Here is a 13,579-nt window from a genome sequence, read left to right on the forward strand (position 1 = left end):
AAAATAGGTCGGGTTGTTTATTAGCTAAGATGCTTCTTCTCAGCCTCTTCTTACCAAAGAATTGGCTTAGCTACCATTAACCACAGCATGATTAATAGTAGTAAAATGTACATCCATGTTTTACGCTGTAAAAGTGAAACAAATTGTTGTTGATTATAAGCAGGTGTATTATATGTTCGTAATGTAGGTTTAAAAGCTCTAGCTAAAAATACAATCGAGGCAAACATCACAAGGAAAGTTAATACAATCCATGAAGTACGCCAATGATAGCCAGCATGCCACATTAGCAATATACCTGATACTACAAGAACATGTCCTGAATGTTTGACAATAGTAATTGCCCCTTTAAAAGCTTCTATATAAGGTGGCATTTCATCATTGGAAGCTATTCGCATTTTTTTAACGACAGTTAGTACAACAAACAAAGGCCCAATCGAAAGAACAGCACTTAAAATATGTATATAAAGAAGAAGTGTATAAATGGAAAACATGATGGTACTCCCCTTTTCATCAGTCCTCTACATTATAGCATCCAACTTAAGTCAGCTTGGTCGACAATTGTGAATCCTTTGTAAACACAGCTTGAATCATTGTAAAATTGTTTGAAATCCACGCAAAGAGGGTATTGTTTATAGTAACATGCACTTATAGAACAAAAAGGAGTGATTTTTATAGGAATTCATCAATTTTTTACAAGCCTTAATGATTTAGAGCGTATTATTCGTTGCCCCGGACGCTTTAAGTTCGAGGAGCACAATGTGGCTGCCCATTCTTGGAAAGTATCACAATATGCAATGTTTTTTGCAACGTTAGAAGAAATGAACGGTGCTACAGTTAATTGGAAGTCTTTATATGAAAAAACCATCAACCATGACTTTGCTGAAGTTTTTATTGGTGATATTAAGACACCAGTAAAACACGCTAGTCCAGAGCTGAAGCAAATGCTAGCACATGTGGAAGAAAAGATGATGGAAAAGTTTATTATTAATGAAATTCCACAGGAGTTTCAGGAAATATTCTTTGAACGTATGAAGGAAGGTAAGGACAATACTTTAGAAGGCCGTTTACTCGAATTCGCGGATAAGCTCGATCAATTTTATGAAGCGTTTGCCGAATTAAAGCGTGGCAACACGGACAAGGAATTTGTCTATATGTATCAATCAGCCCTTTCCAAGCTTTTAGCGATTCCACTTGAAGCAAGCGTTCAGTATTTCCGCACAGAAATTTTAAAGGATGCCGTAAAGGAAAAAACACATATCGATATTCAAACATTAACAAATGAAGTTTTAACAGCAAAATAATAAGTGGCATGTACAAGTTTTCCGATTGAAAAATTCACGGAAGGCTTTTTTTATTTTCTAAAAAAAGTCGTATAATGAGGGGAGATTGATTGGAGGGAAAGTATTGTCACAAGAATGCTCAATTGTAGAAGATTTAATACCTCTTTATAAGAAACAAGCACTCCAGAAACCGACTATAGCATTTATAGAACAGCATTTAGAAAGTTGTCAAAAATGTCAGCAGCTCACTAGTTCAAAGCAACTCCCAATTGAATATTTACCTATGAAAAGAACATTATCTTTTTTTCATATTGTCTTTATTGTATTATCCTTTATGTTTGCTATTAATTCATCATTGCTCGGCAATCAAAAGGGTTTTGTCATCTCCTATGCACTTTTTGGTTGCCTTTCATACCTCTTCTATAAAAATATCTGGATTATCTTTATTATTAGCTCCGTTCCTGTATTTGTCTGGGCCATTATTAACAATTTAAATAATGAGCTCTATACTACCAGCTATTCCTTAACAGAAATAGGAGCATTGATAGTTGGAGCAGGCTACATTGCTCTTTTACATACAATTTTTGCCTTATTAGGCGCAGCCTTTGCCATTCTTTTACGCAGGATTTTCAAATAAGTAGACAAATAATGCACCTTAAACTTGTTACCACGTTTAGGTGCATTTGATTTTTATTATGCTTTTTTCACGAATTCTGACTTCAATTTCATAGCGCCAAAGCCATCGATTTTACAATCAATATTATGATCGCCTTCTACAAGACGAATACTTTTTACCTTCGTCCCTATTTTTAAAGTGGAAGAACTCCCCTTAACCTTTAAATCCTTTATAATAGTAACTGAATCGCCATCTGCTAATAAATTACCATTTGCATCTTTAACAATCAGTGCATCTAATTCCTGTTCAGCTGTGTCCTTGCTCCACTCATGAGCACACTCAGGACACACAAAGTTTGTTCCATCCTCATATGTGTATTCAGAATGACAATTTGGACAATTTGGATAAGCCAATGTGCTTCCCCCTTCTACTTTTTTAACTAGGAAAATCCTCTTTATGCTCCTATCTTTACATAGTCAACCATAATAAGCAAAGGTTGTTCGCATTTTCCGTTCTCATTTGTGAAAGAAATATGAAGCAATAGCACCTATTTGCAAGCCATTTTAGATACCTATTTCATCTTTTGGAACGCTTGCCCATTGACTAATTTGCTGTAATCATCTTACTTGCATGTTTGTCGCTCATGCTTTATTATATCCATAAAGGCTGCATTGTTCGTATAATATTAAGTTTTAACCTTTAAGCTGTAAAAGGGAGTTTTATTATTGGAGTTGGAATGACGGGCCTCACACTACGGTGCATGAGGATAAGCAGGAAAGCTTCTGCGAACACCCACTTTGAGGAGTGGTGGTTTAAAACTTTCTATAATAACTACGGCATACGCGGCTTTTACTCTAACTTAGATGTACCAAGGGTTTAGAGCTATTTACGAAAGTTTAAAAACCATTTAAAAATATTACCAAAACATCACTTGGTGTTAAATTGGTGTTAAAATTCACGATAATTAATGATAAATAATAGCACAGACCACTCAACTGGGTGGTCTTTTTCTTATCTCCGCACAATACAAACTCTTATACGAGACTCTATTATGGCGTTCTTCTTATCAACAGTTTTATTAACATCTGTGGATGGCAATCGGTCCACATTTAGCTTATGGTCCGATTCTTGGACCGAAAGAAAATCAAAAATCGTTAATTGCCCTTGTTGCTCCATATATTCAAAATGAGTCATATTCTGTCCCCTTTCACCATTCCAGCCAGTTTTCTAAGTTTGGTCTACTACATATTTCTACGCGACTATCTCTATCCTCTAGCCAGTTATAGAAAGGTACTGGACGCTCTCTATTAGCTGTTTCTTCTATAGATGATGATTTATATTGCTTCATACTAGAACGCTCTACAGCCTTGTTATATGCTCCTGTGAATACGGCTCTTAATGTACTAGTGATAGTTAAAATACCTTCTTTAATATCCATAGCAATTTTAAATAGCACGTTCTTAGCTTTTATAAATTCATCCACAGAATTTACTTGTGAAGCCATTACAACCTTGTGCAATTCATCTTTCAAATTGTCAGCTAATGGCAAGCTATTCATGAAATCAAATAACATCACTTGGTACTCGTTCATCCATTCCTTATGAGCTTCTTTTTCAGCGTGAACATTATTATATATTTCTTGTAAAGTGCTTGTTTTAAAAGATAAATGATTAAAAGATTTAGATGATTGGTTTTCTGTAAAAGTCTCGGAAACCGCGTCATTACTAATGGCCTGAGCTGTTTCTCGTTGGGACACGCTCGATGGGACATAAGGTAAAATGCAATAAATACTAGCCCCTTTGATGCCATTTAATTTCGTTCCTGGTACTTTTTCGATGATGCCTAATTCCTCTAACTTTTTAACGCTCCGATATACTGTCTTAGTGCTGATCTCCAATGCTGAAGCAATTGTGGCAGCTTTCAGGTGGCAAGCTCCTGGATGTTCTAAGCTATGAGAAGCAAGTTTAAAAACGATGGCACGTTCTGATTCCGTTAAAATGTAGTAATGAGCCGCAATGTGTTCTTCAACAGCTGTGTCCATATCTTTTACTGATTCAAATGTTTTGTAAATTGCTAAATATTCAAATGCCATCGTTTTCACCTCACTATCATAAAATATCGATATATCGTTATATACATATTAATATTGACATATCGATATGTCAATATAACGGAATAAAATATTTATCAAATAGCGATATGGTGTTATAATGGGATTATGATATTAAATGATAGGTGGTGGAAAAATGATTGAGGTAAAATTAAAGAAAATCATTGATGAACGTGGGATTTCTCAAAAGCAATTAGCTGAAATGACTTCTATTAGACCAAATGCAATTAGCGAAATTGTAAACAATCAACGTAGCACCATTAACCGCGAACAACTTGCAATAATATGTAAAGCCCTTGAAATAACTGATATGAACGAAATACTTGAACTGAAATAATCTGTGGGGTGATGGGGATGGAATTAAACGAGTTGGTAACAAAAATCTCGAATATACAAAAGAAGGCATTGAGAGATGCTCTTAAAGCGAAGTTAAATGAAGGTTATACAATTGATGAATTGTATGTATCCTTTGATACAAAGACGACTAGAAATAAAGATGGCATTAAAGCAGTCGTGACATATGAAATAAAAGAGAAAGCAGATAACTAACATAGGTTGTCTGTTTTTTTATATGTACATTTGTCTCTTGATTCCCTAAAATGGAAATAAAGAGGGAGGAATTTACAAATGAAAAAATTAGTATTTAGTGCAGCGTTAGTATTAAGTCTTGGACTAGCAGGTTGTGGAGAAACTACTACAAAGGATGAGTCAACAAAAGATGAAAAACCAGTTACTGAAACTTCTACTGATTCTAAGCAAGAGACATCAGCACCAGCTACTAAAGAAGATGGCAAATTAACTGAGGAAAAGTTCAAACAAATTAAAGATGGCATGACCTATGAAGAAGTAGTAAAAATTGTGGGTGCTGAAGGTAAAATAATGTCTGAAACGGGATCAGCTGGTGAACCTCACCACACAGTTATGTATGAATTTGAAACTGATGGTGTCATGGCATCTTCTACTATGATGTTCCAAGGTGGCAAACTAATCAACAAATCTCAATTTGGTGTGGAAACTTCGGATATTGAAATTACCCTTGAGCAATTTAACAAGCTAGAAAATGGCATGACTAAAGAACAAGTATTTGAGATTCTTGGTGGTGAAGGTGCGGTTGTATCTGAATCTGGAGATGTAGTAATGTATAGCTATAATGGTAAATCATTAGGTGGTAATGCATCTTTAATGTTCCAGGGCGGAAAATTGATGAACAAAACTCAATTAGGATTAGAATAAAAATAAAGCCACTCATTTGAGTGGTTTTTTCTTTCTACCACTGAAGTACCCTTGGATCTCTTCTAGATTTAGAAGGGATCCTTTATTTGTTTAGAACAAATCTATCGGGTGCATACTTAACAAACAACAACAAAAAAAGAAGGCGAAAAAATGAACAGAAATTACAAATCCATTTTTCCACTTATTTTAATCGCTTTATTCCTCTCAGGCTGTTGGGATGTAACTGAACCTCAAAGGATGTACTATATCAATGCTGTAGGAGTTGATTTTGAAGATGATAAATATAAAGTCTACTTACAAATTATCAATTTTGCTGATGTAGCTAGATCAGAGCAATCTGGTGGTGATGTTGAACCTGCTGAAGTCGGGTATGCTGAAGGTAAAACAATCGAAGAAGCGATTTATAAATTGTACCGTTCATCTGATCAAGAGATCTTTTGGGGACATATGAGATACCTAATCTTATCAGAACGTGCCATGGAAAATGAACGAAGCATTCCTGTTATTGATACTTTTATTCGTTTTCGAGAAACAAGATATCATATTTGGGTTTATTGCACAAAGGACCCTATTAATGACTTAATGCTTGTAACACCAATTTTGCGTAATTCTTTGACAGCTTCAAAATTAAGTAATCCAATTAGTACTACTAAACAATTATCATTTGTTCAACCTATAAATTTAAGGGAATTAATTATTGGTTTAAATGAACCAAACCATGAGATTGCTATACCTTATGTGACAATGAAGAAAAATTGGGAAAATGATGAAGAATTAATGGAGGAAACTACTTTTTCTGGCATAGGTATTCTCACAAAAAATGGGGTTAAAGGTTTTATTACAGATTCCTTAGCAAGAGGTAATCAATGGATGAATGAAGATACGATTCGGGGAGAAGTCACTTTTAAATTAGTAGGTGATGAAAGAGATTATCTAACCGTTGATTTAGATAAATTAAATCTCGAAGTTAAGCCCATTGTTAAAAAAAACGATCAAGTTGAATTTGAAATTGATATCAAAATACAAGGAACACTCAATGGATTCAAAGGAAAGATTACTACGGATGAAGTGAGAAAAAATATCGCACAACAAATAGAAAAAGAAGTTAAAGAAACTTATCAAGAAGGTCTAAAATTAGATGCTGATGTATATCGTTTATCAGAATATCTATACAGAAGTAATGTGAAGGTGTGGAAAAAAATCGAGCATAATGGAAAAATACCTTTAACGGAAGATTCAATAAGTAAAATTAATGTTCATGTTAATAAAATAAATCCAGGAAGAAAAACTTTTGATGAGACAATTGAAGAATAAAAAAGCCCGTTACCTTAATTGGTAATGGGCCTTTGAATTACAAGAGAGCTGATATTATCATTTTACTTCGTATAATTTTGTTATTTTACTTTCATTGTTATAAACAAGTTTTAATCCTAAAAGATCGGCTAGCTCACGTACTTGAACGTGTGTCCTACCATCTATAATCACAGCAGGAATGCTTTTACCATCATTAAGCATTACTTTTGCTTCTGTAATCTGTGACTCTTTTACGTCCTCTAAGCCATTTAATATGTCTAGCTTGAATTGTGCCTCGGAGATTCCCATACTCGCTAAATACGAATACGGATCTCTATGTGTTGTACCTTTAAGATTATCTGTAATCCATCGATGTGACTTAATACCGTTACCTGCCCCATCCAACACAACAGGTATTCCAGCCTCTTTAGCAAGTTGACGTAACAACCAGATGTAAGCAGCATAGTCCTTCTTGAATTGCTCTTTATCAGAAGTACGAGCCAATTCCACCTGGGCATAGCTAAGTGGATTACCTTTTGGACCACAACCGTACTGTACACGATTAACAGGTGCAATTTGAACGATACGCCCACCGCCACCTACCCAATGAGAGGTAAATGCATTGGCTTTATTTCGGTTCATATATGCAATTTCGTTTTCTAAAGCGTTTGGACCACAATTGTTTGGGTTTCCTGATTCATGAGCGATTACATATTTAATAGCTTCTAATCGAGCGTTTGGTAATCCAGACATTAAACGTTTTTCAATTGGATAAGTCATTTAATATCATCCTTTCTTTTCATCTACAATGATTTGTTTGATTTCTGAAACATCTTTAGACAATGAAGAAAATGCTTTTGCTTGTTCTGAAATGACCTCTTGATTTTGTTTAATAACATCTTGATACTCTTTTTCTCTTTCTTTGTTATTTTTCATTGTTGAGAAAAGCATCCACACAAAAAGGAGTGCATATCCACCTTCCTTTAAAAAAATGTTGAAGATTTGTTCATCCATCATAAATACCCCCTAGGCTTAATAAAAGCCCTTCACAAAGCTGTGAAAGGCATAAAAATAACGCTAAGCCTATGCTTGCGTTTGCTGTGAGTCCATATCTGTTAATAGTTGTGTATACTCTTCATCAGCCAGCTGATTGTTAGCATAGAATACATTCACTTTCTTTAGCATGTCATCATAGCTGTATCGTTGGCGATCAATTAAAAATTTACATAAGTCATATACCTTCATTACATTTTTCCTCCCTCGATGCCCATTTTATTCATGGCAATTAAGTATTCTGTATTGATTAGCGTTTGCGCCTGCATTTCTTCAACTGTTGGCGCAGGTTCAACAGGTGTTGGATCGGGTATAACTGGCGCTGTAAATTCGCCTGTTTCACTGTTATAATCCCATCCTTCTTGAATATCATCACGTTCTGTAATATCAACCAAAATAATATTTGGTGCAAATTCGGGCTTTTCATCAGCTTCAAAAATCCAATGTGCTTTATCATACAAAATTTGTGCAAATTTCATCTAATCACTCCCACCATTCCACAATTAAAATTCCGTTTCCACCGCGACCAGCATATATAGGAAATCCATTATAAATCGTTGAACCAGCAGCTCCACCAATTCCTATTGTCACATCTACCCATGAAAGAGGAGTAACAGCAATCGGTCGCTGGTAAACAAAGTCACCACCGCCGCCGCCAGGGGCATAATAGGTAATGACCGTTCCGCCACCCCCAGAACAATAACCACCGTGGCAATTCGGTGATTCATACGGTACTAATGGTGCAGAATATTGACGACCGATTCCGCCAAAAAACGGTCCAGAATTACCTCCAAAACCTCCTATACCAATAGCTTGGTCTTCAGACTGTGTTATACCACCACTTTGACCCCCTTGTCCTCCAGCAACACCTGGAAATTGTCTTACTATATCACCAGGTTGTGCGCCACCACCGCCCGCTAAAGTCAGTGCCGTTCCAAAAGAAGTTACGCCACCAGCACCACCAGCACCGCCTTGACTATCCCTTAATCCACATGCACCTCCGCCACCTGCGCCACCGCCTGTTATATATACCTCTGTAACACCAGCGGGAACGGCAAATCTTCCACTTGCTAAAAATGTTACGGAACGTTTTACTTTACCTGCATTTTTATTTGCTATTTGATTACTAATGTTTCCTACGCCTTGTTTAATCTCGTCTACACCATTTTTTGTTGTGTCAGTAGTTGTTTTAATACCATCTACAACAGTTTTAATAGCTGTTTGCATAGTCTTTGTAGCTAAATCAATAATGTTCATTAAATCACTTCCTCGCTAATAATTTGAGGTTCACCGTTTACTGTCCTAAACCCCCATCTATATTTTTTTCCATTGTCAACAAACATGTGAGGCATTGGATCGATGACATGACTTTTCACTTCATTTTTCACCTCATTAATAGCGCCTGACATTGTTTTATCTTCTGTCTCTAAATCAGGAATTTCTTTTGTACCTTGTTGCAATTCACTTACTGCAGCATCCAAGACATCCATATTTTCATTAATATCTGATATTAAGACATTTTCAGTACCCTCTGGTTTCTTTAAATTTAAAGTCGGTGTATATTTCATTAGCTCACCCCATCCCATACTCTTATATCATCCCAAGTTAAATTGCTTACACTTCCCCAGCTACGATTTTTCACAAAGTCCCAAACGTTAAAGGTGTACACATAGCCAAACTCTAAATGAGCTGGCACAATGATTTCTATTGCTTGCATCAGGCCATCCAAGTTATCAGGAATGCCCTTCGTACCTGTGAATTTGATCTCATATACGCCAGGTGTATTAGTTGTATTAATTTCTACTTCACCGTTGCTATATGCAGCTGCTACAGCTTTAATGGTTTCTTCGGTTGTTTGGTCAAAACTTGCGCGATTTCGTGATGAAATTTGCTCTCTGCGTTGGTCATAGCGTAATGTGCTATTTGGTTTAATTCCAAGATCACGTTCATAAATAGGCAATGCTTCTATAGCCGTATCAATAAAAATGTTACGGTTCACAATTTCAAGCTGTTGCTCTGTGTTTCGTAACTCTCGATCATCAGCTGTAAGTACTGTTCTAAAGACATTTGATTTACGCTCATACAAGGGTAAATACTTCATCATGTCCGATAGATAATCTTTTGTAGAAACAACAATGCTTGTAATCATTTCAGCTCTTGTCTGCATGATAATAGGCGATTGAACCACCTTTACGCCTTGCGATAGTTGTTCTGTGATTACCTCATTCGTTGCACCTGTTGAAGCAATGGAAACACCTTGCGTCTGCAGCTCTGTTTCGGTAATCATCAAGGCAAGTCTAAAGCATTCCCATTGGTGCGCTGATAGCTCTCCCCAGGTGAAGACTGATACTTGACCCCACTCGGATTGCGGTATTGCATGCATTTGTCCTCACCTACCTTAAACGGACAATTAAATAGTTTTTAGGAATCTTGTACTGGCTTGATACATCGATATTTTTTGTAAATTCCGCTTGTGATTTAAACAGCAAATTGCCACCTGTTTTTGCATCAAGAATCCCAATGTGTGTAATATCTCCCCAAGACTCTGCAGCTATAGGAAACAGAATATCAGCGCTGTTCGATGTTTGCCCATCTGTGGGCGTTGTAAAGCTTGCAGATTGACGCGAATAGCTAGCTGCAGTTACTTCAATGTCGCCATTGAACAAGGCAACAAAGACTGGCGTAGTTCTTAAATTGTCCGTAAGCACTTTATTTTTTAAATACACGGTCATGTGATTCATTCATTTACACCTCCCATTATTGGCACCCCATCATCAGGAATAACTACATTAGCAGTCGATCCATTGATTAATAGATCCTGATAATCTAAAACCCCCTCACTTTCGATAATGAGCGCCCCAATCTTTGCATAACTCACAAATGAAGTCTTAAAGGCTATTTCTTTTAAATGCTTTGTAATATTCTTTTTAATATTTGTTTTGACTACTTCCTCTGTATATCCAGGCATCAATGTTAAAACTACTGAAAGATTAATTAACAATGCTTCTGCAGGTATTACATTCAGATCATCCACTCCAAAAGGCATTTCTACTTCGATATGCTCCCTTACAGCTTCGATTAATTCACTCGTTGCAGGTAATTTGTTCGCATCGATCACAACCACTTTCATCGATAGTGGGCCATTATATCGCGGAAATACTTTTGCATCCCCCACGCCTGTTACTTCTAACGCCCACTCACGATAATGATATTTGTTTCCTGCTTTACCTGGACGCTGCAGCTTATCATAATAGCGCTCGCGTAAATCATTATCTGTTTCTTCATCGTAGCCATCAACGACAGGATCAGGATTGTACACGTTCACAAGGCCATTAATAGATGCAGGGAAATTTACAATGGTGTTTGCTGGCACGTTTCCTATTTGGCCGAACTCATTACATTGAACACGAACATGAGCAAACCCACTTTCATTAAGAACTGCTTCTTCAATGACAGTGTATAAAAGCGTGTCTGTACCTACCAGCTCGCCAACTTTAACCGCCGTGCCAGCTGTACCCGAAACAATAACCGTTGTTGTGGCTTGTGTAGCAGGTTTACGGCTAATACCTGTGCGCTGATAAACTGTTCTAGTTAGTTCGTCACCTGTTAGTTTTTCAATGTCTAGCTTTTCTTGTACTGTAGCAATCTTCTTTTGTTGTTCAGCAAATTCAACGGCAACTGGCTTTGTTACGTCATAAACAAAATTACCTTTTGACTTGTCATATTCATTGCTGATATTGACCATCATACGGTCATGTATGACTTTTTCATCTTCCATCTACGCTGTCACCTTCTTTACTGGCTCGTCAATTTCAAATGCTCCCTCTACCGTGACGACTCTAAATTTTATCCGCATCCATTTTCCATCATGGCTGAATTGCCATTCCTGGATCTCTTGAATGTGTGTATGCTCCAATAAGGACGCTGTGACTTCTCGTTTTATTTCTGCTTCAATAAAGGCGCGTGGTAGGCTAGAACCTATTAAATCTTCTAATGTCACACCATACGGAATGTCTTTGTAAATCCTAAAGCGAAAGCGCTCTGTTTTTAACACTTTTAAGATCCACTGTTTTAAGGTTTCCAAGCCGTGAACTTCAACCATTTTCCCATTCTTAAATACAAAATCGCCTTTACCAAAGTCATATAAAAAAGACTTACCAAGTGGCGGCAAGTCCGTTTTAATCTCCTGTTTATCAAATTCTAGTTGCGTTATTTTAGGTAACATTATTCGAACCTCACCGCCTTACCTACAACAAAATACAGCTGTTCATCTGCAGTTGGTAACAGAATTACTTCGTCACCTTCTTTGAGCGTGTCCTTTGTTTTAGATTTTACTTCTTTCGCTTCAAATGATTGAAATTGACTATCTGTAAATCGAATATCACCCTCTAGCTCAATTTCACGTTCATAATCTTCAAGAACATGAGCAGCATAAACTAATTGGCTGTTACCAAGAATGACTGTATCATTTAACCGTATTTGAGCATTTGGCGGTGCTGAAATAACAATACCTGTAGACATTGACACAGGTTTAGGATTTTCATTATCTTTTAGCATCTTTGCTAAAGTTGTAATAGGATCCATTTACTTCACCTCTAATGTAGGCTTCATGGTGTGAATGCCTTTACTAATCGTGTGCAACACATCTTTAATTAAAAATGTACCTTTAATACCTGTGGTTGGTTCTTCTAGTGCAAATAGACGGCCTGCTCTAAAATCATCATGGCCCATCAAATCAACGCTATTTTCCTCTATCACTTTTGAAAACTGTTTTAATTCGTTTTCTGCAATCTGTTTAGCGCTTTTCTTTTCATTCTGATCTAGCTTCACCACTTTAGTAATACGGCCGTATTTCTCTGCCATTTTGTTATCAGACTTGGTTAAAACCACTTTGTCATTGTTTCCAACAACCTGAATTGTATTAGCCATTTCTGTAATGCTACGCCTTTTAGAAGGATTCATAAGAGCTGAATGAATATCGTACTTTGGGCCACCTTCAAACAATCGAAATGTACCTGTTACCACTACATCACCTTGTTTTTCGATATATAGTTTACCCTGTCGCATTTCCATGAGGTATTTCACGCCTAATGATTGTTCTGCAGTAGTAAGAATTTCTTTGATAATTTCACTTACCTTTTTATCATTAAATATTTTCTCAATAGGTTTAGGAATTGATACGATCTTACCTATTTGGATATTGAAATCTTTAGCGATTTTCTTGATACAAGCATCTGCAGATAGTTTATTAAACTGATATACAGCTGTGGATTTATTTAGATAAAAGGCATAATCAAAGGCAACATAAGCAATAGGTGATCTGCCGTTTTTCAGCTCGTCCACAATAATAGCCCGTGTAATTTCTTTGCCGTTGTTGTAAAGGGCCACCATATCACCAATATCACATGGATTCACTGGAAAGTAATTCGTATCAGTAAAAGCAATACTGAAATTAATTTCCTCCCCTAATTCCTCCATGTTGCTGCGCCAGGTTAATGTGCCAAGCATAGGCGTAATATTGGTCATGGTTTCACCTTTAATTAGCCATAATTCATGCGCCATCATTTCACCTTCTTTGTTTCTAAAATAATCTCTTTAAACTCTGAAAGTGCCAGGGAATAATAAACATCACCAGATCCGTCTTGAAGTCCTGCCTCAAAGCTTTCGATTGTCATGAGCATATTAATTGGTGTGTTCGACATGATTAATCGAATTGGCATTCGCTTGTCAATCCAACCCTCAATGATCTCGTAATATTCCCACCCAAAATATTTATTGTTTCGGGAAAATGGATACACCTTAGAAGGGAAAAAAGAATCAATAGTAAGTGATTTCAATCCTCTACGACCAAGCAGTTTAATGTCGCCTTGATTAATTGTTGTAAAGACTTCATTACTTACAGGGCTAGGTATTTTAAATTCTGCAGGCACTATAGGAAGTTGAATAATTTGTTTGCGATCCATCGTACTTAGAAAAATGTCCATTTATCCAACC

General features: G+C 36.5%; 23 protein-coding genes and 1 other RNA gene. 7 read left to right on the plus strand and 17 right to left on the minus strand.

Annotated elements, in window-relative coordinates; translation table 11 throughout:
• Positions 1-50: 50 nt before the first annotated feature.
• Positions 51-491, minus strand: coding sequence for a DUF2269 family protein (locus SJW71_RS22320; protein WP_274795375.1), 441 nt, complete (start codon positions 489-491; stop codon positions 51-53).
• A gap of 171 nt (positions 492-662) precedes the next feature.
• Between SJW71_RS22320 and SJW71_RS22325 the strand changes: the two genes are divergently transcribed.
• Positions 663-1,301 (plus strand): YfbR-like 5'-deoxynucleotidase, encoded by a 639-nt coding sequence (locus tag SJW71_RS22325; protein WP_431811560.1) that lies wholly within the window; start codon positions 663-665, stop codon positions 1,299-1,301.
• Positions 1,302-1,404: 103 nt separating this feature from the next.
• Positions 1,405-1,917 carry a zf-HC2 domain-containing protein gene (locus SJW71_RS22330; protein WP_431811561.1) on the plus strand — a complete coding sequence of 171 codons (513 nt, stop codon included), beginning with the start codon at positions 1,405-1,407 and terminating at the stop codon, positions 1,915-1,917.
• 56 nt (positions 1,918-1,973) lie between these two features.
• On the opposite strand, the gene SJW71_RS22335 is transcribed toward SJW71_RS22330, so the two are convergent.
• Positions 1,974-2,309, minus strand: a complete 336-nt coding sequence (locus tag SJW71_RS22335; protein WP_274795372.1) for a zinc ribbon domain-containing protein YjdM — start codon at positions 2,307-2,309, stop codon at positions 1,974-1,976.
• A 247-nt stretch (positions 2,310-2,556) separates the two neighbouring features.
• On the opposite strand from SJW71_RS22335, the gene ssrS reads away from it, so the two are divergent.
• Positions 2,557-2,749, plus strand: a non-coding RNA gene (gene ssrS, locus SJW71_RS22340) — 6S RNA.
• A 158-nt stretch (positions 2,750-2,907) separates the two neighbouring features.
• Here the strand turns inward: ssrS and SJW71_RS22345 are convergent.
• Together SJW71_RS22345 and SJW71_RS22350 are read right to left on the minus strand one after the other, a co-directional pair.
• Positions 2,908-3,090 (minus strand): hypothetical protein, encoded by a 183-nt coding sequence (locus tag SJW71_RS22345; RefSeq protein ID WP_341385466.1) that lies wholly within the window; start codon positions 3,088-3,090, stop codon positions 2,908-2,910.
• Between the two features lie 13 nt (positions 3,091-3,103).
• Positions 3,104-3,988: a helix-turn-helix domain-containing protein gene (locus tag SJW71_RS22350; protein WP_341385465.1), complete on the minus strand. Its 885-nt coding sequence runs from the start codon at positions 3,986-3,988 to the stop codon at positions 3,104-3,106.
• 154 nt (positions 3,989-4,142) lie between these two features.
• Between SJW71_RS22350 and SJW71_RS22355 the strand changes: the two genes are divergently transcribed.
• The 4 genes from SJW71_RS22355 to SJW71_RS22370 all read left to right on the plus strand — a co-directional run bounded on the left by SJW71_RS22355 (position 4,143) and on the right by SJW71_RS22370 (position 6,553).
• Positions 4,143-4,343 carry a helix-turn-helix domain-containing protein gene (locus SJW71_RS22355; protein ID WP_322611195.1) on the plus strand — a complete coding sequence of 67 codons (201 nt, stop codon included), beginning with the start codon at positions 4,143-4,145 and terminating at the stop codon, positions 4,341-4,343.
• A gap of 17 nt (positions 4,344-4,360) precedes the next feature.
• A complete protein-coding gene (locus tag SJW71_RS22360; protein ID WP_322611194.1) occupies positions 4,361-4,555 on the plus strand; it encodes a hypothetical protein in 195 nt (64 codons plus the stop codon).
• A gap of 78 nt (positions 4,556-4,633) precedes the next feature.
• Positions 4,634-5,239: a DUF3862 domain-containing protein gene (locus tag SJW71_RS22365; RefSeq protein WP_322611193.1), complete on the plus strand. Its 606-nt coding sequence runs from the start codon at positions 4,634-4,636 to the stop codon at positions 5,237-5,239.
• Positions 5,240-5,389: 150 nt separating this feature from the next.
• Positions 5,390-6,553, plus strand: a complete 1,164-nt coding sequence (locus SJW71_RS22370; RefSeq protein WP_341385464.1) for a Ger(x)C family spore germination protein — start codon at positions 5,390-5,392, stop codon at positions 6,551-6,553.
• Between the two features lie 57 nt (positions 6,554-6,610).
• Here SJW71_RS22370 and SJW71_RS22375 read toward each other — a convergent pair whose 3' ends face one another.
• The 13 genes from SJW71_RS22375 to SJW71_RS22435 form a co-directional block, all read right to left on the minus strand.
• Positions 6,611-7,312 (minus strand): peptidoglycan recognition protein family protein, encoded by a 702-nt coding sequence (locus SJW71_RS22375; RefSeq protein ID WP_431811562.1) that lies wholly within the window; start codon positions 7,310-7,312, stop codon positions 6,611-6,613.
• A gap of 6 nt (positions 7,313-7,318) precedes the next feature.
• On the minus strand, positions 7,319-7,546 hold the full coding sequence (locus SJW71_RS22380) for a BhlA/UviB family holin-like peptide (protein WP_431812227.1): 228 nt from the start codon (positions 7,544-7,546) through the stop codon (positions 7,319-7,321).
• A gap of 69 nt (positions 7,547-7,615) precedes the next feature.
• Positions 7,616-7,777: a hypothetical protein gene (locus SJW71_RS22385; protein WP_258860205.1), complete on the minus strand. Its 162-nt coding sequence runs from the start codon at positions 7,775-7,777 to the stop codon at positions 7,616-7,618.
• The gene (locus SJW71_RS22390) at positions 7,777-8,064 is read right to left on the minus strand and encodes a hypothetical protein (protein WP_431811563.1); all 288 of its coding nucleotides are present in this window, start codon (positions 8,062-8,064) and stop codon (positions 7,777-7,779) included. Before SJW71_RS22390 ends, SJW71_RS22385 begins: the two co-directional genes overlap by 1 nt.
• A 4-nt stretch (positions 8,065-8,068) precedes the next feature.
• Positions 8,069-8,842, minus strand: a complete 774-nt coding sequence (locus SJW71_RS22395) for a hypothetical protein (RefSeq protein WP_431811564.1) — start codon at positions 8,840-8,842, stop codon at positions 8,069-8,071.
• On the minus strand, positions 8,842-9,153 hold the full coding sequence (locus tag SJW71_RS22400; RefSeq protein ID WP_431811565.1) for a hypothetical protein: 312 nt from the start codon (positions 9,151-9,153) through the stop codon (positions 8,842-8,844). Before SJW71_RS22400 ends, SJW71_RS22395 begins: the two co-directional genes overlap by 1 nt.
• Positions 9,153-9,968, minus strand: a complete 816-nt coding sequence (locus SJW71_RS22405) for a putative phage tail protein (RefSeq protein WP_431811566.1) — start codon at positions 9,966-9,968, stop codon at positions 9,153-9,155. The genes SJW71_RS22400 and SJW71_RS22405 overlap by 1 nt, the downstream gene beginning before the upstream one ends.
• 10 nt (positions 9,969-9,978) lie before the next feature.
• Positions 9,979-10,326 carry a phage tail fiber protein gene (locus tag SJW71_RS22410; protein WP_431811567.1) on the minus strand — a complete coding sequence of 116 codons (348 nt, stop codon included), beginning with the start codon at positions 10,324-10,326 and terminating at the stop codon, positions 9,979-9,981.
• A complete protein-coding gene (locus SJW71_RS22415) occupies positions 10,323-11,363 on the minus strand; it encodes a baseplate J/gp47 family protein (RefSeq protein WP_431811568.1) in 1,041 nt (346 codons plus the stop codon). The genes SJW71_RS22410 and SJW71_RS22415 overlap by 4 nt, the downstream gene beginning before the upstream one ends.
• The gene (locus SJW71_RS22420; RefSeq protein WP_431811569.1) at positions 11,364-11,810 is read right to left on the minus strand and encodes a DUF2634 domain-containing protein; all 447 of its coding nucleotides are present in this window, start codon (positions 11,808-11,810) and stop codon (positions 11,364-11,366) included.
• A complete protein-coding gene (locus tag SJW71_RS22425) occupies positions 11,810-12,169 on the minus strand; it encodes a DUF2577 domain-containing protein (protein ID WP_431811570.1) in 360 nt (119 codons plus the stop codon). Before SJW71_RS22425 ends, SJW71_RS22420 begins: the two co-directional genes overlap by 1 nt.
• Positions 12,170-13,150: an XkdQ/YqbQ family protein gene (locus SJW71_RS22430; RefSeq protein ID WP_431811571.1), complete on the minus strand. Its 981-nt coding sequence runs from the start codon at positions 13,148-13,150 to the stop codon at positions 12,170-12,172. It lies immediately after the preceding gene.
• Positions 13,147-13,569: a hypothetical protein gene (locus SJW71_RS22435; RefSeq protein WP_431811572.1), complete on the minus strand. Its 423-nt coding sequence runs from the start codon at positions 13,567-13,569 to the stop codon at positions 13,147-13,149. Before SJW71_RS22435 ends, SJW71_RS22430 begins: the two co-directional genes overlap by 4 nt.
• Positions 13,570-13,579 lie beyond the last annotated feature (10 nt).

Source organism: Lysinibacillus sp. FW12, assembly GCF_050817245.1.
Classification (GTDB): domain Bacteria; phylum Bacillota; class Bacilli; order Bacillales_A; family Planococcaceae; genus Lysinibacillus; species Lysinibacillus irui.